Consider the following 17188-nt stretch of genomic DNA (forward strand, 5'->3'; position numbering starts at 1 on the left):
CCCGATCGAAAACGGCGACCACAGCCGATTCGTCGGCTCCCGCTTTCGGCGGGACCGAGGTCATCGCCCGCGCCTGGCCGAACCACTCGCACGAACGGATCACCGTGGGCGCCGGTTGTTCTCGGCGTCCACGGTGACCGGCTCGACGTGCTAGCCGCTAGGTGGCGACCGGCTCCAGATGCCAGCCCGACGCGCGAGATCGCTCGTTCCAGAACGCGGCGTATCGGCCGTTCAGCGCGAGCAGTTCGGCGTGCGTGCCGCGCTCCACGATCCGCCCGCCGTCCACGAACAGGATCTGATCGGCGTGGGCGATGGTGGCCAGCCGGTGCGCGACCACGATCACCGTCTTGTCCTTGGTGATCTCGTGCATCCCGCGCACCACGACCGCTTCACTGTGCGGATCGAGCGCGCTGGTCACCTCGTCGAGCAGCACGATCGGCGCGTCCTTCAGCAATGCCCTGGCGATCGAGACCCGCTGCCGCTCACCGCCGGACAGCGCCGCGCCGCCCTCACCGACCCGAGTGTCGAAACCGTCCGGGAGCCGGTCGACGATCTCGTCGACGCGCGCCGCGGCCGCCGCGCGACGCACCTCGTCGTCACCGGCATCCGGCCTGCCGATCCGGATGTTGTCCGCGACCGACTGGTCGAACAGGTAGACGTTCTGGAAGACCAGCGACAACTGACTCAGCAGCGTCGCCGACGGCTGATCGCGCACGTCGTGCCCGCCCACCACGACCCGGCCCGAATCCGCGTCGTAGAACCGCGCGGCCAGCCGCAGCAATGTCGTCTTACCCGCACCGCTCGGCCCCACGATGGCCGTCGTGGTGCCCGCGGGCACGCTGAACGTCACGCCCGACAGCACCGGCTCACCGGGACGGTATCCGAAACTCACGTCGTCGAAGACCACCGACGGCGCTTGCGGGGTGACGGCCGTTTCCGCCTCAGGGAGCACCGGTTCGTCGAGCAACTCGCTGATCCGGTCCGCGGCCGCACCCGCCGAACGCAGCGCGGTGCCCAGTTGCGCGGCTTGGTTGAGCGGTTCGATGAATCGCGAGCTCACCGCGATCAGCGCGATCGCGGCGGCGGCCGAGATGGCGCCGTCGGTCACCCGCGCCACCGCGACGTACACCAGAACCAGGAACACGGCCTGCACGAACAGCGCGAACAGGATCAGGCCCGGCACGCTGGCGAACACCATGCGCGATCCAGCCGAGCGCTGCCCGGCCAACGCCGCGTCGAGCGCGCGGTTGCCCGATCCCACCGCGCCGAACGCCCGCAGCACCGGCTGCGCCTGGGCGAATTCGATGACGCGCGAATCGGCTTCGGCCGCCGCCGCGTGCATCCGCTGGTCCGCGCTGGTGTACGCGCGATCGGCCAGCCGGTTCACCAGGTAGAGCACTGGCGCGGCGAGCAGCATCGCCAGCGCGATACGCCAGTCGACCGCCAGCATGCCGACCGCGACCGCGAGCGGCACGATGACGCCGCTGAAGATCCTGGCCAGCAGATAGGCGACCAAGCCTTGCAGCTCCCGCACGTTGTCGACCATGACCCGCCCGAGCGGCCCGGCGTCATGGGTCTCGAACCAGCCGAGCGGCAGTGCGTTCAGGTGGTCGCCGAGCCGGGTCTGCAATCCGCGCTGCATGCCGATGCCGACGCGCAGGCCGATCGCCGCCTGCAGGTAGCCGAAAACCACCACGCCCGCGACGGCGGCGAACATGCCGAGCGCCCAGAGCCACGCGCGGCCGAGGTCGTCGTCGAAAAGCGCCGTAAGCACCGGCACCAGCAGCAGGTACGCCACGGCCTGGCTGAGGGCCTGCGCGACTATGGCGGCGAACAGTTTCGGTGTCAGATGGGCGAATTCGCCCGGAACCAGCTCCAGCACCTTGCGAATCATCGGACACCCTCCACACTGTCGACGAGCGCCAGATCGCCGAGCGCCGCCTCCCTGATCTCCCATAGCCGCTGGTAGGCGCCGCCCGCGGTGACGAGACTCGCGTGATCACCCTGCTCGACCAGTCGTCCCCGCTCGAGCACCAGGATTCGATCCACCGAGGTGATGGTGTGCAACCGGTGCGCGATGACCAGGACCGTGCGCCCCGCGACCAGTACGGCCAGCGCGTCCTGCACGGCCGCTTCGGATTCCGGGTCCGCGAAGGCGGTCGCTTCGTCGAGCACGAGGACCGGGGTGTCCGCGAGCAGGGCGCGCGCTATCGAGAGCCGTTGCGCCTCGCCGCCGGAGAGCGTCGCGTCGATGCCGAGTTCCGAGTCGTAACCACGCGGCAGCGCCATGATGCGATCGTGGATCTGCGCGGCGCGGGCGGCCCGCTCCACCGCGGCGTCGTCGGCGTCGGGCCGGGCCAGGCGCAGGTTCTCCCTGATACTGCCGCGGATCAGCCGCACATCCTGGAAGACGAACCCGACGGTGCGGTAGAGCTCGTCGCTCGGAAAGTCACGGATGTCGCGGTCGCCGATGGTGATCCGGCCCGAACCCACGTCGTAGAACCGCGGCAGCAATTTGGCCAGTGTCGATTTGCCCGATCCGCTCGGGCCCACCAGGGCCGTGATCGTGCCGGGGGCGAGCTCGAGATCGATACCTCGCAGCACGTCGTGGCCGGAACGATAGCCGAAGTCGACACCTTCGAATCGGACCAGACCGGCGGGCGCGGATTCGGCTTCCGCCACGGCGGAGGTCGGCGCACCGCCACTCAATTCGGGAGTCCGTTGCAGGTCGTGCAGGCGTTGCGCCGCCACCGCGGCGGCCCGCAGTGCCTGCGCGCCATAGCCGAGACTCAGCAATGAACTGCCCAGGCCGAGGCCGACCAGCAGGAACGGCAGCACGTCCAGCGGCTCCACCCAGTCCAGGCCCACCGCGGCCAGTCCCGCGAGGACCACCACCAGCATCACGAACACCGGGGTGACGACGATGTCGGAGGCCGCCTGCACCTTGATGATCGGCGTCTTCAGCCGGTCCACGCTGCGGGCTTGGTGTTCGACGGCGTCCTGGAAGACGCTGTGCGCCTTGCCCGCCTGACCGAACGCGCGGACCACCTGAATGCCGTCGACGAACTCGATGGCGGCTTGCTTGGTGGCCTGCTCGGAGCGGGTGTAGACCACGAAGCGGTCCCGTCCGTCCCGGTCCATCATCCGGCTGTAGAGCACGGCGTACGCCAGGACCGGCACCAGCAGCACCAAGGCCAGCCGCCATTCGACGGTGAGCAGATAGCCGAACGTGATCAGCGGAACGGTGACGGCGCCGACGAACTCCAGGCGGGCGTGCGCCACCAGGTAGTGCAATGCCTCCACATCGTCCTGGAGATACTTCTTCACCTCGCCGGAGGTCCGCTCGCCGAACCAGCCCAGCGGCACCCGGGTCAGCTTGGCCGCCAGCGCCCGGCGCACGGCGAGCTGATATCCGGCGTCGACCAGGTGCGTCCAGGTCAACGCCGCGGCCTGGAGCAGCGCGCGGACCACCAGGACCAGCATCGCGATCGTCAGCTGACGCCACACCCGGTCGGTGTCCACCTGATCCTGGAGCAGTTCGCGGCAGGCCGCCACGATCAGCACGAAGGGCACGACCGCGCACGCCGACGCGACGGCCATGACGATGCTCGCGACGGTCAACGGGCCACGCACGGGCGCGAGGATCTCCTTGCGCGCCTGGGCCTCCTGCTGCTTGCGTTCTTTCAGCACCGCCCTCGGCGGCCGGTTCCCCGTCTGCGCCGCAGGCAGCGGCGCGACCTCTACCGTCATCTGACCTCGTCTCTCGCGGCATCCATCCATCACCGGAATCGCCTCATCCTCACACAGAAGCGCCCAGCAAGAAAGGTTAGCCTAAGTTATCTTTGCCCTCTCGGCGCCGTGGGAGCTTCGCGAGCGGTCCATCGACCCGCGAGTACGGAGGCGGTCGTCCGGCACGGCACGGGTCGCCCGCTTCGCCGCCGAGACCACGCGTCCTGGGCGGCCCCCGCCTACCGGCCGTTGTCTTTCGTGACTTATTTCGTCAATGTGCGAAAACTGCTGCGAACTCGCTGTTTTCGAACTGTCGACGCGCCCGGGAAGCCTCCGTGAACGAACCCGCATCCCGGTCCGATAGCCCGCGTGCATCGCTAACTTCGAATGCGAGCGAAACCGCCGCACCCGCAGGAGGATCGAATATGTATGGCACGGAGATGTTTTCGGTTCTGTCGAATTGCGCCAGGGATCCCGGCGAACTCACCGCGGGCCAAGCGCACCACGCCATGCAAGTGCACCTGGATTGCAGCGTCGAAATATGCCGGGTCCGGCGGCGCGCCCGCAGGACATTGGTCGAAGCCCGGCTGATGGTGCTGGACGAACGGGCCACGCCGTGACAGGAGCACCGTGCTCGTGGCTCCCCCCGCGACGACGCGGAATCGTCACGGCGGCCGGGGTGTTGTCCTTGCCATGACCGCAACGGCATCCGATCGTTCCGCCACCCCTGTCGTCGACACCGAAACCGAATTCGGCGCCAAAGTCGCCGAACGCCTGAACCGCGAGTCCATCCTCTGGCTGACCACCGTCGGCCCCACCGGAACACCGCAGCCCAACCCCGTCTGGTTCCAGTGGCGCGACGGCGAGTTCCTGATCTTCAGCAAGCCCGGCCAACCGAAGGTGCGCAACATCCAGCGCAATCCCCGGGTCGCGCTGAACCTCAACAGCACCGCGTCCGGCGGCGACGTGGTGGTACTCACCGGCACGGCGCGGGTGGTCGAGCAACGGCCCGGTTCGACGGAGATCGACGCCTTCACCACGAAGTACGCCGACGGCCTTCGCTCGATCGGCCTGACCGACGAGCAGTTCTACGCCGAGTACTCCGTCGTGCTGCGCATCACGCCCGACCGGCTGCGCGGATTCTGAACCCGATGCAGTTCGCGCCGCCGCCGCCCACCGCCGCTTGGCGTCATCGCACCGCCCGCGAGGGGTTCGAGGTGGCGTATTTCCGGGTCACCGAGCAGGGCGTGCTGATCGACGGCTGCACGACAGCGGTCGAGGACGGCGCGGCCTGGGTGGTGGACTACCGGATCGCGCTGGACACCGAATGGCACACGCGCCGGGCCCAGGTGGCCGTGCGCAAGCCAGGCGGCTGGAACACGCTGGTGCTGGAGTCCGACGGCGCGGGGTCCTGGCTGCTGGACGGCATGCCCGCGCCCCTGCTCGACGGCTGTCTGGACGTGGACCTGGAGTCCTCCGCGCTGACCAACGCGCTCCCCGTGCACCGGTCCGCGCAAGAGATCGGCGACGGCGCGGACGCGCCCGCGGCCTACGTTTACGCCTCCGGCGCCGCGGTGGCCCGGTTGGAGCAGCGCTACGTCCGCGTCGCCGACGGCTCGCACGGACCGCGGTTCCAGTACTCCGCCCCGGAGTTCGACTTCGCCTGCACGCTGGACTACGACAAGTCGGGCTTGGTGCTCGATTACCCGGGCATCGCGATCCGCGCCCACTGAACCCGCGACCTCGGACGTCGGGCCTGCGGTCGGGCGTACCTCCGCCTTCGCTCCGGCCATGCGCGGACTGAGGACGGACTACGTCCGACTGCACCTATTAGGCGTACCTCCGCCTTCGCTCCGGCCATGCGCGGGCTGAGGACGGACTACGTCCGGCTGCACCTATTAGGGTCGGTATCGATGAGAAGGCGGCAACAACCGCCGTTGCCGAAACGGCACGGCTTGGACCCGGCCCGGTTGCGACTACCGGAGCAGGGGCATTGGGCGACCATCCGGGACCATCTGGTGGAGCGCCTGCCCCGGGTCTCCCCGGCGCGCATCGATGAACTGCTGCACGCGGGCGGCATCGTCGACCTGGACGGGCCGATCGCTCCGGACGCACCGTTCGTGCCCGGCGGCGCGGTCTGGTTCCATCGCGATCTGCCCGAGGAGACGGTGGTGCCGTTCGACATCCCCGTCGTGCATCGCGACGACGACCTGCTGGTGGTGGACAAACCGCACTTCCTGGCCACGATCCCGCGCGGTCAGCACATCCTGCAGACCGCGCTGGTGCGGCTGCGCCGAGAGCTGGACCTCCCCGATCTGGTCCCGGCGCATCGGCTCGACCGCGTCACGGCCGGCCTGGTGCTTTTCGTGATCAACCCGGCTCGCCGCGGCGCGTACCAGACCATGTTCCACAAGCGCACCGTGCGCAAAGAGTACGAGGCGATCGCCCCGTTCGATCCAAGCCTCACGCTGCCCCGCGTGGTGCGCAGCCGGATCGTCAAGGAGAAGCAGGTGCTCGCGGCCCAGGAGGTCCCGGGCGAACCCAACGCGGAAACCGAGATCGAACTGCTCGAGCACCGCGAGGGCCTCGGCCGCTACCGGCTGCGCCCGCACACCGGCCGGACCCACCAGTTGCGCCTGCATATGAACAACCTCGGCGTCCCCATCCTCGGCGACGACTTCTACCCGGTGCTCACCGACAAGCCGGTCGACGACTTCACCAGGCCGCTGCAACTGCTGGCCGCCGCACTCGAGTTCACCGATCCGGTCACCCACGAGCCGCGCCGTTTCGAGACCAGCCGCACGCTGCAGGTCTGGACCGACCCGCACGGGTGGGCCGGCTGACACTGCGGTCAGCGCCCGCATCGAGCAGCGTCGCCACGACACGATCACCCGGCCGAGCGCCGCGCCATGCCTTCGCACACGGTTCCGCGACACCCGCCTCGCCTTCCGTACACACGGCGGGGGCCCCGTTCGACCCCGACGGCGGCGAAAAGTGATCGATCCGGCAATAAAGCCCGCATCCGTGGTGAACGTGTTCTCGTTCCGTAGACTCGGTCGAGATGTCTGAGCCGGACCTAGCAGCACCGACCCGCCCACGCCACAAAGTGCACGCCTACGTCGACGTCGCCGTGGTGGTGATCGTCCTGGCGGGCACCAATCTCATCGCACATTTCACCACCGCGTGGGCGAGCATCGTGACGGTGCCGGTCTCGGCGATCGCGCTGCTCGCACTGGTCCGCAGGCGTGGTCTCGGCTGGTCGGAACTGGGCCTTTCGCCCCGGCACTGGCGGCGCGGTTCGCTCTACGCGCTCGGCGCGGTGGCGTTGGTCCTCGCGGTCGTCGGGATCGGGGCGGCACTACCGCTCACGCGGCCGTTCTTCCTGGCCGATCGCTATGCGACCATCTCCGGCGCGTTGATCGCCTCCATGATCGTCATCCCGTTGCAGACCGTGATCCCCGAGGAACTGGCCTTCCGTGGCGTGCTGCACGGCACACTCGACCGCGCGTACGGTGCGCGCGGCGTCTTCGCGGCGGGCTCCCTGCTGTTCGGCCTCTGGCACATCGCGTCGTCCCTCGGTCTCACCTCCGGCAATCGCGGCTTGAGCGCATTCGTCGGCGGCGGCGTGACCGGCCAGATCGTCGGCATCCTGCTCGCCGTTCTCGCGACGGCCGCGGCGGGCGTGGTGTTCACCTGGCTGCGCCACCGCAGCGGCAGCCTGCTCGCCCCGATAGCCCTGCACTGGTCGGTCAACGGCGCGGGAGCCCTGGCCGCCGCCATCGTCTGGCACACCACGCTCAGTTAATTTGGCCGCGCCTTCGCGCGGCGTGTTCGCGGCCCCTTTGTGGCTGGCGTGTGCGCGACCGCCGCTTGCTCCTTCGTCGCGTACGCGGCGGCCGCGCAAACGCGAGCCGGGCCGCGAACGGAACAGGCTCGGTCTCGCTTCGCTCGAAAGACGTGGTCGGGGTGCGCTGGGCGCGTCGGTGTCGAACCTCGCTACCCGATGCGCGCGGTTTGTGGCTGGCCGCCAACTCGCTCCGTGACCGAGACCGCAGCAGATGGGTCAGCATCCGACCGGACTCGACACTGTCGCTTTCTTCGTCACGCATGCGGCGACCGTGCGAACGCGGGCCGACATGGCGCATACCCCCTCTCTCGTCGCTCGACAGTCGAGACCGGCGCTGGGTTCGACCGAGGTATGGGCGGCAGCCTGAAACGGCGGAATTCGCGCGATAGCCATGCGCACATTCGAACTGAGTTTCGACACGCGGAAGGCGCCGATAAAAGTGCCGCTCATCCGGATATTCGGGCCAGACCGCGAATTTCGGCAGCTCGGCGTGTCGCCCTCAGGCGGGCGCGCATCGCATTGACCACGGGCGGAGGTCGGTTTAATCTCACTCCGATCACACATATGTTCGAGCGATCATGTCTCCACCACTCGACATGAGACCTGCTCTTGGGAAGGCTCGCGATGCCCGACGAATCCTCGAACGATAGTTCCGAGATTGCCGCGCTGGCACAGCAAGTCGAGACCGCGCGCGGCAAACTGCCCCTGCAGCTCGATCCGGCGCTGCTGGAGGTGCTGTCCGAACGCGAGATCGCCGCGGAGCGCGAGCTGGCGGAATGGATTCGCGCGCGCCGGCGCGAGCAGCGGCGACGGGCCATCGAGGCGGAACTGGCCACCGAACGGCGCGACCGGAAGTCGTCCGCGGCGTTGCGCCGCTCGGAGGAGGCCGACGCCCGCTGGCATCGGCGCGCACTGGCGGCGCGGCGTCGGGCGTCGAGCCAGGACGCGCGCCTGGCGCAGCTCTACCGGCGGGCGGAGTGGTCGTCGCGCGCCTTGATCGCCGTCGTCGTGCTCGGCATGGTGTGGGCCGGTGTCAACGTGCAGCACAATCTGGTGCCCAGCGGCGACATGGCCGATCCGCTGTACTGGTTGAGCTACGGCATCGAGGCGATGATCTCGATCCCGATCATCACCATCATGGTGGCGGCGACGACCGCGGCGCGATGGGGCCGGGAGCTGGCGCGCGGCAAAGTGATCTTCTTCGAGGCGGCGCTGCTCGGCACGACCGTCGCACTGAACACGGGACCGCATCTCGCCGCGGGCGACCTCGGCCGCGCCGCCGAATACGCGATCGCTCCGGTGATGGTCGGCGTCGTGATCTGGTTGCACGCCTGGGTTTCCGCGCGGTACGCGGTGCTGATCGACGGCGCGCCGGTGATCGATCCCGACCCGCGAACGATCCGTCTCGATGCGCGACTCGCCACGGGCATGCAGGCGGAAGCGAGTAGTCGCCCCTCGCTCGACGCAGCGGCGAACAGCGGCCGATTTCCCTGGGAAACCTATGCAGGCGTGACCGGTGGCCGCGAGGCGCACCACGACGCGAATCACGGAGCGCAAACCGATCATCGGGGCGGTGCCGACCTCCATCACGCCGGGAGTGAAGCCTCGACCCACCACGCTGTCCCGACCGAAATGACGGGCACTCGTCCCGCAGGACGCCCCGACGAGTTCAGCTCGGCCGCACCGGTCATGCCTGTCCCGGCACGCGTCGATCCCGCAAAGTCGGCGACCAATGGTCACGCGGTCGGATCGCGGATCAACGGCCACCCCATCACTGTCGACCGCGTCGGGTCCACCGCGGCGGCCCCTGGCAACGGCGAAGTGCGCGAGGGCTTCAGCACTTCGGGCCTCGCCGATACTCGCACGGCCAACGGTCACGCGGTCGATACGCCGATCAACGGCCACCCCGTCGACGGTGCCCCACTCGCGGGTGCGAATCCTGTGCACAGCGAAGTGGGCGAGAACTTCACTACCTCGGGTTCCGCCGACGAGCGCCCGGCCAACGGCCACGCGACCGATACCGGCATGAACGGTGTCGCACTCCCGCACACGACGAACGGCCACTCCGTCGAACCCACCGTCAATGGCCACACCCGCGGCGACTTGTCCGTGAACGGCCACATCCTGCCGATCGACGGCAAGGCCGGCCGGACACCTGTCAACGGGAACGGGCACCCGCGCATCAACGGACATACCTTGCGCCCGGCCACCAACGGTCACACGGTGCCGACCCCCGCTGAGGGCACTGAACGGCACCCGCGAATCAATGGAAAGACCTTCCGCCCTGGCACCGACGATGACACCACCGAGTTCCCGGCGACCGGAGACGCTCGAGTCAACGGGCACGACACTGTTACAACCGTCAATGGTCACGCCGCCGGGACGCCCACAGGCATCAACGCGCACGCGCTTCCGGTCCACCGGCACACCGCCCCCGCCACTGAAGACCACACGGACACCCTCGCTCCCCATGGAAGCCCGGTTCCGTCTGCCACCAACGGCCGCGAGTTGACGACTTCCCCGACACATCCGGATTCATCTGCCGCCCAGCATGTCTCGCAAGTCCAGTCGGACGGACGTTCGACCCGGTCGGCCGATCCCGAAGCAGCGCAGCCTTCACCGGCCGACTTCGAGCACGGAACGCCGAGCCGAGTGCGAACGCATGCGTCCGATATCGGTGAACCGCGCCCAGAACCCGCGCAACCTGCACAACAGATTTCGCTGGACGGACTCGAGTTCGACGAACGTCCCTCCACTCAGACGAACAGCGCGACGCCGCCACTTCCGCCCGCCGGTCGAGGCGAACGCTCGGCCGATCGCGTGCATCGAGGAGACGACGCCGCCCGGCGTCCCGGCTCCACCGAACCGATGCACACACAGTCCCCCGCAATCGCCGACACCGCCGCACAGGTGCACCCCAACGCCACCGCCCCGCGCGCGGCGAAACGCGGAAAGTCGATGTCCGCAGAGCAGAACGACCACTCCGCCGACGCGGAGAGCGAACAACTGGCCCTCGAGGAAACCCCCGAGCTTTCGCCCCTCCCCATCGCACCGATGCCGATCCTCGAGGACGACGACGAGGACGACGAATTCCCCACCGAGCCGGAGGAAGCCGACACCGACGACGACGAAATCTCCGCGATCGCACGAGCCATCACCGGCCGCCACCTGTCCGACCTCCCGATCGAGGAGGTCAGAGAGATCCTGACCCTCGCCGATCAGGGCGGCTCGACCCCCGCCATCGCGAACGAACTCGGCGTCCCCCGCTCCGCGGTCACCCGCGTCCTGGACTCCGCCATCAAAGTCCACCGCCCCTACGCGACCATCGGCTGAGCACCGCCGCTCCGAGCGGCTAACGATGGCGCAAAAGCTGGGAGGCAGGCGCGCCACCATCGAGGCGCGGACAGGTCGGCGTGATCGGCCAACGGGTGCAGCGATGGAATCGGCCCAGGCGTCCTCGGTCAACTCGAGATGCGGGCTTCGATGCCGTCGAGTAGGAAGTCGAGGCCCATGCGGAAGGTTTGGTCGGCGTCGAGGTGGGCGGCGTCGCGTACGACCGTCTCCAGCGCGGGGAATCGGCCGGTCGCGAAGGCTCGCTCCAGATAAGGGCCGAAGGCGATCTGCCACTGGTGCTCGTCCATCCCGGTGGCCCGCTCGGCGCGCCGGTCGGCGATCTCCCGGCGCACCGCGCCGATCACGTACGCGTTGACCGCGGCGACCACCGGCATGGCCATGTCCACGTCGACGCCGCCCAGTGCCGCCAGCACGGCCTCCCCTCTGGCCATCGCGTGCGGCCCGAGCTGCGGCCGCCCACCGAGCAGGTCGGCGAACCATTCGTGCTGGTGAGCTGCTTGCCGGGTGGTTGCGGCAAGGGAGCGCAGCACCTCCCGCCAACCGTCTCCGGCCGGCTGGATCTCGGCGTAGACCGCGTCGACCATCAAGTCGAGCAACTCGTCCTTGGTGGCGATGTAGCCGTACAGCCGCATCGGCCCGACGTCCAGCGCGGCGGCGACCTTGCGCAGCGACACCGCCGCCAAGCCGTCCGCGTCGGCCAGCCGGATCGCCGCTCGCACGATCCGCTCCCGGCTCAACGGGGCCGGCGCCGGTCGATTCGGTGGCTCCGGTCGCTCCCACACCAACATGCCGCTGACCCTACATCGCATGGTTCAATACGGTGTATTGGAAAATACGGTGTATCGGAGGCAATCATGACCATCACCATCGTCGGAGCCGGACTCGGCGGCCTGGCCCTTGCCCGGGTGCTGCACGTGCACGGCATCGAGGCCGTCGTGTACGAACGCGAAGCCTCCCGCGAGGCTCGCGGCCAGGGCGGCATGCTCGACATCCACTCCGGCCAGCGGGCGCTGCGCGAGGCCGGACTGATCGACCGGTTCCACTCGATCGCCCGCGGTGAAGGCCAAGACATGCGCCTGCTCGAGCCGGACGGCACCCTGCTGCTCCAGGAGGACACCCCCGACGACGCCCCGCTCGATCGACCCGAGGTCGACCGCGCCGATCTGCGCAACCTGCTGCTGGATTCCCTTCCCGAAGGCGTGGTGCGCTGGGGGCACGCGTTCGAATCCGCCGACAACGGCCTACTCCACTTCGCCGACGGCAGCACTGCGACGTATGACCTGCTGGTCGGCGCGGACGGCGCACAGTCCCGGGTCCGCGTGCTGCTCACCGACGCCCGCCCGGCGCATATCGGCCAGAACGTCGTCGAGCTCGGCATTCCCGACATCGACCGCACCCATCCCGACCTCGCGGCGATGGTCGGCCGCGGCAATTACTGGGTGCTCGGCAACGGACTATCCCTGGCGGCACAGCGCAACGGCGACGGCCGCGTTCGCATCGGCCTCAGCTTCTACAACACCGGCGAGGACTGGTTCACTACCAGCGGGATCCCGTTCGACGACCCGGCCGCCGCCCGGGCGCGGCTGATCGACCTGCTCCCCGGCTGGGACGCACGATTCACCGCGCTGATCGCGGCCTGCGACGACACCGTCGTACCGCGGTCGATCACCAGTCTCCCGATCGGCCTGACCTGGCCGTCGAGGCCGGACGTCACGCTGCTCGGCGACGCCGCGCACCTGATGCCGCCGGTGGGCGAGGGCGCCAACATGGCGCTGCTCGACGGCGCCGTGCTCGGCCTCGCACTGGCCGCGCACCGGGACGACTTTCCCTCCGCCGTAGAAGAATACGAACGCGAGATGTTCGAACGCACCAGCACCGCCGCCAGGATGTCCGCACGGATACAGGAACTCCTGACATCGCCGGACGCCAGCCGGAGAATGCTCGAATTCTTCCAACCGGGCTGAAGGTATCCGAATACGGCGCTCATGGTTTCCGCCATTCGTCCGGCGCGCGGCGCACGCCGCGCTCGCTTAGGTAGCGCTCAGCGGACACCCTACGCGGGCGTGGCGGTTCACAGTTCTGGTGGATCTTCATCAGGCCACGCGCGTGTTTCTCGTCCGCGGACAGGTTGCCGTTCTCACAGTAGTCCTGCACCCAGGAACCCCGAGTCGTCATCGCTGCTCGCCCTCCAGCCGCGTGAAGATCTCACGTGCCGGTACGGATTCGTCCGGTTCGTCGCCGAGATCGAGTAGCCAGGGCAGCACCCAGAACACGAGAATCAGCAATCCGCCGACAGCGGCTATGACGATCAGGACAGTTGCGAGTTCTGCGGTCGTTCGGTGACCTTTCGGCACGTCGTGGGTGGTTGGTTGGCACCCGGCGCCGGGGATTCAGGACTCGACCCGACGCCGGGGCCTGCGGATACTTTGTCCTCGACGAACTCATGCGAAGCGGCACATCGTGTGTCACCGTGGAGGTATGGACGATGCCGGGATCGGGGAACGCACCGCCAGGGCGCGCAAGCTCACCCGGCTCACACAGCAACAGCTCGCGCAGAAGGCGAACGTGTCGGTGTCGCTGTTGCGCAAGGTCGAGCGAGGCGCACGCCCAGCCTCGCCCGCGTTCATCGCGGCCGTGGCCGGGGCACTCAGGGTCGACATCGAGGATCTGACCGGGCAGCCCTACATCCCGGCGCGCGACGATGCCGGAGCGCATGCCACCATCCGCGAGCTGCGCCGAAAAATTCTGGCGTTCAACGACGAACCACTGAATTCGCCGACCACCCTGGAACAGCTGACCACGGCACTGCATCGGGTACAGGCGAGCAGACGACGCGGCCGGTACGGCGACCACACCGCCGAACTGCCGGACGTAATACACGGTTTGCACGCGCTTGCCGCTGACGAGCCATCCGGGCACCGTTTGGAGAGGATCTATTCGACGCTCGCCTACGCATACAACAGTGCGTCATCGATCGCCTACCGCTACGGCTACCTCGACCTCGCCGGACTGGCCGCCGAACGATGCGCGTGGGCCGCCGAACGCAGCGCTGACCCCGTGTGGCCGATCGCGGCGGAATACCATCGCGCGCTGATCCTGCTGTACTCCGGCGCGTATGCCGGTGGACTGCGGATCATCGAGCGCGCACACGCAGCCAGTGAGCAACTACCTGCGACGCCGGAAGTCCTCGCGGTGCGGGGCGCGTTGCACCTGCGGGCGTCGATACTGTCTGCCCGTGCGCTCGACGCCGACACCGCCGACACGCATCTTCGAGAAGCGCGCCGGATCGGCGAGACGAACAACTCCGACCGGTATCAGGAGTACGGAACCGGGTTCCATCTGCCGAACGTCGCTATTCACTCCGTCGCCGTCCCGGTCGAGTTGTGCGATGGCACAACCGCCGTCGCACGCGCCGAGCAGATTCGGCTACCGGCATCGGTCACGCCATCCCGCGCTGGACATCATTGGATCGACGTATCCCGCGCGTGGTTACTCCACGGCGACAAGCAGCGTGCCCTCGCCAGTCTCGACCAGGCGCGCCGGATCGCACCGGAGCTGACACGCAACCACCCCCAGGTCCACGAGACCGTCCGCGTACTCGCCAATGCCCGGCGCGGAACCGACTCCCTGGCCCGGTTCGCGAAGTGGGCCAACGTCAAGATTTGAGTCTCGTACGAAACCATAGCCACGGCCGACCACGCGACGTAGTGCGGTTGGTCAGCGGCCGAGGCGCGGGCGGCGGCCGAGCAGGAACGTGAGGCGCTCTCAGAGCCCTGGACGCGGCCGCGGGACGCGCGGCGTTCAGAGAGCTGGACGAGAAGGGGCGTCGTCGGAGGTAGCGAGACTCCTGCGGTTGATGCGGCCGCATCACCCGTGAGCGGCGGTTATTCGGCCGCCTTGGCATGAGTATCGAGCGTGGCGGCACCGGACAAGGTCTGGACCGCACGCACGGAGTTTCCCGCGCCGGTGACCGTCCGGTCACGACGTGCGTTCTTTGTGCGGAAAAGGCTGTGCGCCCGATGAATCGGGCGCACAGCTCTATTCCGGTTCACTCATCCGCGGTGTCCGCGAGTTCCGGTCCCGCTCAGCTCTCGCCGACCGAAGTGCCGACGACCTCGCGAGACTCCGGTCCAGAGCCCTCGGGCTTCTCGTCCCCATGCCCCGGCCACCACGCCTTGTGCCCGATGAGCGCCGTGAGCGCGGGCGTGAAGAACATCGCCATGACGAAAGCCGCGATCGCGATGCCCACCGAGATGGCGAAGCCCATCTGTGCGAGAACGTTGTTGCCCGCCAGCATCATCGATGCGAAGGTGCCTGCCAGGATCACCCCGGCCGCCGCGATGGTGGGGCCGGTGTGCCGCACGGCCAGCGCCGCGGCCTGTTTCGGTTCGTTGCCCTCGCGCGCTTCTTCCCGCAACCGGGCGACCATGAGGATGTTGTAGTCGGTCCCCAGCGCGACCACGAACAGGTACATGATCACCGGCAGCGTGAAGATCAGACCGGTCTCGCCCCGGAAGTGCTGGAACACCAGCACCGCGGCACCGAGCGTGGCGGCGAAGCCGAGGAACACCGAGGCCAGCAGGTACCACGGCGCGACCAGGCTACGCAGCAGCAACCCCAGCACGATCATGATCAGGATCGCCGCCACCGGGAACACGATCGCGTAGTCACGCGCCATCGCTTCCTGGAAGTCGACGAAGACCGAGGTCAGACCACCGACGGCGGCGGTGGCACCGGCGGGCGCCGCGGAATGCGCGACATCGCGCAACGGTCCCTTGACGGTGTCCAGCGCGGCGTCCGACTCCGGCGCGGCAGAGAGCGTCACCGCGAAGTCGGCGATCGACTTGTCCGCGGACAACTTCGGCTCCGCCACCTGTCCCACTCCCGGCACCGCGGCCAGCGCGGCGCGGTAGGCGGCGAGTTGATCGACAGCCAATTCACCACCGCCGGACTGCAACAGGACGTCCGAAGGCTGGGTCGTCCCCGCGGGCAGGCCCTTGACCAATTCCTTGCTGTAGACAACCGATTCGGAGGCCTCCGAAGTTTGCCCCGAGCTGAGGTCGAACGTGGGGTGGAAACCCAAGGCGAAGATCCCGAGCACGACCAGCAAACCGCCGGAGACCGCGGCGAACACAGCGGGCCGCCGGCCGAGCGCATTGCCGATCGCGGTGAATCGCGCACCCTTCGGTTCGATGCGCCACGCCTTGGACGGCCAGAACACCTTGGTGCCCAGCAGCGAGACCACCGCAGGCACCAGCGTCAGCCCCGCCGCCAGCGCGACCGCCACCGCGATCGCCAGCGCCGGGCCCATGGCGCGGAACATGCCGAGCGTGGACAGCACCAGTGCCATGAACGCGATGATCACCGCGCCCGCCGCGGACGTGATCGCCTCACCCACCCGGGTGACGGCGTTGACCATGGCGGTCTTCGAATCCTCGCCCGCGCGCAGCCGCTCGCGGTAGCGGAACATCAGGAACAGGATGTAGTCGGTGCCGACACCGAACAGCACCACCACCAGAATGGCATTGATCGATGCGTCGATCTGCAGGTCGAAGGCCTTGGCCACCACCGCGATCAACCCACTCACCATGCTGGAGATCGCGCCGATCACGACGATCGGCAGCAATGCGATCACCGGGCTGCGGAAGATGACCAGCAACAGCATCAGGATCAGCACGACGGTGGCGATACCGACGATGGCCAGCCCCTTGTCGCCCGATTCCCGCTGATCCAGCACCTGCGCCGCCTGGCCGGTGATGCCCGCCTTCAGCTCGGTGTTCGCGACGCGCGCGGTCAGCTCCTTGCGCAGCGCCTTGACCGCGTCGCCTTGGGTGGTGTCGTTCGGATTCGTCACCTTCGTCATCTGCACCGCGATGATCTGGACCAGGCGGTTCTCCGACGGCGGCGTCGGTTGCATCCCGATGACGTCCTTGACCCGCGCGTCGCGCAGCTCATTGCCGATCGAGACGACCGAAGCGGCGTCCGCACCGGTCAACGGCGTGCCGTCCTTCCGGGCGAACACGATGATCGCCGCGGGAGCGGAGCTGTCCGGGAAAGCCCTCTGCTGCAACTCCAATGCCTGAATCGACTCGTAATGCGAAGGCAGGAAGGCTGATTGGTCGGTAGTGGATTTCAGTTCCGGCGCCGCGGCCACCACCGCGATGGCGAGCAGCACCCACAGGCCGATCACCTTCCACGGATTGTGGACGACCACGGCCCCCAGTCGTGCGAACATCTGCGAATAGATCCTTTCCGGAT

General features: G+C 68.3%; 13 protein-coding genes. 8 read left to right on the forward strand and 5 right to left on the reverse strand.

Translation table 11 applies throughout. The features are described from left to right. Positions 1 to 157: 157 nt before the first annotated feature. On the reverse strand, positions 158 to 1894 hold the full coding sequence (locus tag ACL03I_RS35130) for an ABC transporter ATP-binding protein (protein WP_356964841.1): 1737 nt from the start codon (positions 1892 to 1894) through the stop codon (positions 158 to 160). Next, the gene (locus ACL03I_RS35135; protein WP_412808115.1) at positions 1891 to 3750 is read right to left on the reverse strand and encodes an ABC transporter ATP-binding protein; all 1860 of its coding nucleotides are present in this window, start codon (positions 3748 to 3750) and stop codon (positions 1891 to 1893) included. Before ACL03I_RS35135 ends, ACL03I_RS35130 begins: the two co-directional genes overlap by 4 nt. Positions 3751 to 4169: 419 nt before the next feature. Between ACL03I_RS35135 and ACL03I_RS35140 the strand changes: the two genes are divergently transcribed. The 6 genes from ACL03I_RS35140 (at position 4170) to ACL03I_RS35165 (ending at position 10909) form a co-directional block, all read left to right on the forward strand. Further along, a complete protein-coding gene (locus ACL03I_RS35140; RefSeq protein WP_355076057.1) occupies positions 4170 to 4349 on the forward strand; it encodes a hypothetical protein in 180 nt (59 codons plus the stop codon). A 73-nt stretch (positions 4350 to 4422) separates the two neighbouring features. Then, on the forward strand, positions 4423 to 4875 hold the full coding sequence (locus ACL03I_RS35145; protein ID WP_364430699.1) for a TIGR03667 family PPOX class F420-dependent oxidoreductase: 453 nt from the start codon (positions 4423 to 4425) through the stop codon (positions 4873 to 4875). Between the two features lie 5 nt (positions 4876 to 4880). Beyond that, entirely contained in the window at positions 4881 to 5462 is a 582-nt protein-coding gene (locus tag ACL03I_RS35150) for a putative glycolipid-binding domain-containing protein (RefSeq protein ID WP_355076053.1), read from the forward strand. A 180-nt stretch (positions 5463 to 5642) separates the two neighbouring features. Beyond that, the gene (locus tag ACL03I_RS35155; protein ID WP_412808116.1) at positions 5643 to 6572 is read left to right on the forward strand and encodes an RluA family pseudouridine synthase; all 930 of its coding nucleotides are present in this window, start codon (positions 5643 to 5645) and stop codon (positions 6570 to 6572) included. Between the two features lie 218 nt (positions 6573 to 6790). Continuing rightward, positions 6791 to 7534 (forward strand): CPBP family intramembrane glutamic endopeptidase, encoded by a 744-nt coding sequence (locus ACL03I_RS35160; protein ID WP_412808117.1) that lies wholly within the window; start codon positions 6791 to 6793, stop codon positions 7532 to 7534. Between the two features lie 666 nt (positions 7535 to 8200). Then, positions 8201 to 10909, forward strand: coding sequence for a hypothetical protein (locus ACL03I_RS35165; protein WP_412808118.1), 2709 nt, complete (start codon positions 8201 to 8203; stop codon positions 10907 to 10909). A 128-nt stretch (positions 10910 to 11037) separates the two neighbouring features. On the opposite strand, the gene ACL03I_RS35170 is transcribed toward ACL03I_RS35165, so the two are convergent. Further along, positions 11038 to 11649, reverse strand: coding sequence for a TetR/AcrR family transcriptional regulator (locus ACL03I_RS35170; protein WP_355076045.1), 612 nt, complete (start codon positions 11647 to 11649; stop codon positions 11038 to 11040). Positions 11650 to 11784: 135 nt separating this feature from the next. Between ACL03I_RS35170 and ACL03I_RS35175 the strand changes: the two genes are divergently transcribed. Continuing rightward, on the forward strand, positions 11785 to 12894 hold the full coding sequence (locus ACL03I_RS35175; RefSeq protein ID WP_412808119.1) for an FAD-dependent oxidoreductase: 1110 nt from the start codon (positions 11785 to 11787) through the stop codon (positions 12892 to 12894). Between the two features lie 207 nt (positions 12895 to 13101). Here ACL03I_RS35175 and ACL03I_RS35180 read toward each other — a convergent pair whose 3' ends face one another. Next, positions 13102 to 13284 (reverse strand): hypothetical protein, encoded by a 183-nt coding sequence (locus tag ACL03I_RS35180; RefSeq protein ID WP_412808120.1) that lies wholly within the window; start codon positions 13282 to 13284, stop codon positions 13102 to 13104. Between the two features lie 124 nt (positions 13285 to 13408). Between ACL03I_RS35180 and ACL03I_RS35185 the strand changes: the two genes are divergently transcribed. Further along, positions 13409 to 14596 (forward strand): helix-turn-helix domain-containing protein, encoded by a 1188-nt coding sequence (locus tag ACL03I_RS35185; RefSeq protein ID WP_412808121.1) that lies wholly within the window; start codon positions 13409 to 13411, stop codon positions 14594 to 14596. 418 nt (positions 14597 to 15014) lie between these two features. Here ACL03I_RS35185 and ACL03I_RS35190 read toward each other — a convergent pair whose 3' ends face one another. Continuing rightward, positions 15015 to 17165: an MMPL family transporter gene (locus tag ACL03I_RS35190; RefSeq protein WP_412808122.1), complete on the reverse strand. Its 2151-nt coding sequence runs from the start codon at positions 17163 to 17165 to the stop codon at positions 15015 to 15017. Between the last annotated feature and the right edge of the window lie 23 nt (positions 17166 to 17188).

It is taken from the genome of Nocardia sichangensis (assembly GCF_047200615.1).
GTDB classification, from domain to species: domain Bacteria; phylum Actinomycetota; class Actinomycetes; order Mycobacteriales; family Mycobacteriaceae; genus Nocardia; species Nocardia sichangensis.

Bases quoted from the DNA above. Each gene is read 5' to 3' on its own strand.
- ACL03I_RS35165 (WP_412808118.1), top strand. From the start codon at position 8,201: ATGCCCGACGAATCCTCGAACGATAGTTCCGAGATTGCCGCGCTGGCA.
- ACL03I_RS35175 (WP_412808119.1), top strand. From the start codon at position 11,785: ATGACCATCACCATCGTCGGAGCCGGACTCGGCGGCCTGGCCCTTGCC.
- ACL03I_RS35140 (WP_355076057.1), top strand. From the start codon at position 4,170: ATGTTTTCGGTTCTGTCGAATTGCGCCAGGGATCCCGGCGAACTCACC.
- ACL03I_RS35150 (WP_355076053.1), top strand. From the start codon at position 4,881: ATGCAGTTCGCGCCGCCGCCGCCCACCGCCGCTTGGCGTCATCGCACC.
- ACL03I_RS35130 (WP_356964841.1), bottom strand. From the start codon at position 1,894: ATGATTCGCAAGGTGCTGGAGCTGGTTCCGGGCGAATTCGCCCATCTG.
- ACL03I_RS35190 (WP_412808122.1), bottom strand. From the start codon at position 17,165: ATGTTCGCACGACTGGGGGCCGTGGTCGTCCACAATCCGTGGAAGGTG.
- ACL03I_RS35185 (WP_412808121.1), top strand. From the start codon at position 13,409: ATGGACGATGCCGGGATCGGGGAACGCACCGCCAGGGCGCGCAAGCTC.
- ACL03I_RS35160 (WP_412808117.1), top strand. From the start codon at position 6,791: ATGTCTGAGCCGGACCTAGCAGCACCGACCCGCCCACGCCACAAAGTG.
- ACL03I_RS35135 (WP_412808115.1), bottom strand. From the start codon at position 3,750: ATGACGGTAGAGGTCGCGCCGCTGCCTGCGGCGCAGACGGGGAACCGG.
- ACL03I_RS35155 (WP_412808116.1), top strand. From the start codon at position 5,643: ATGAGAAGGCGGCAACAACCGCCGTTGCCGAAACGGCACGGCTTGGAC.
- ACL03I_RS35145 (WP_364430699.1), top strand. From the start codon at position 4,423: ATGACCGCAACGGCATCCGATCGTTCCGCCACCCCTGTCGTCGACACC.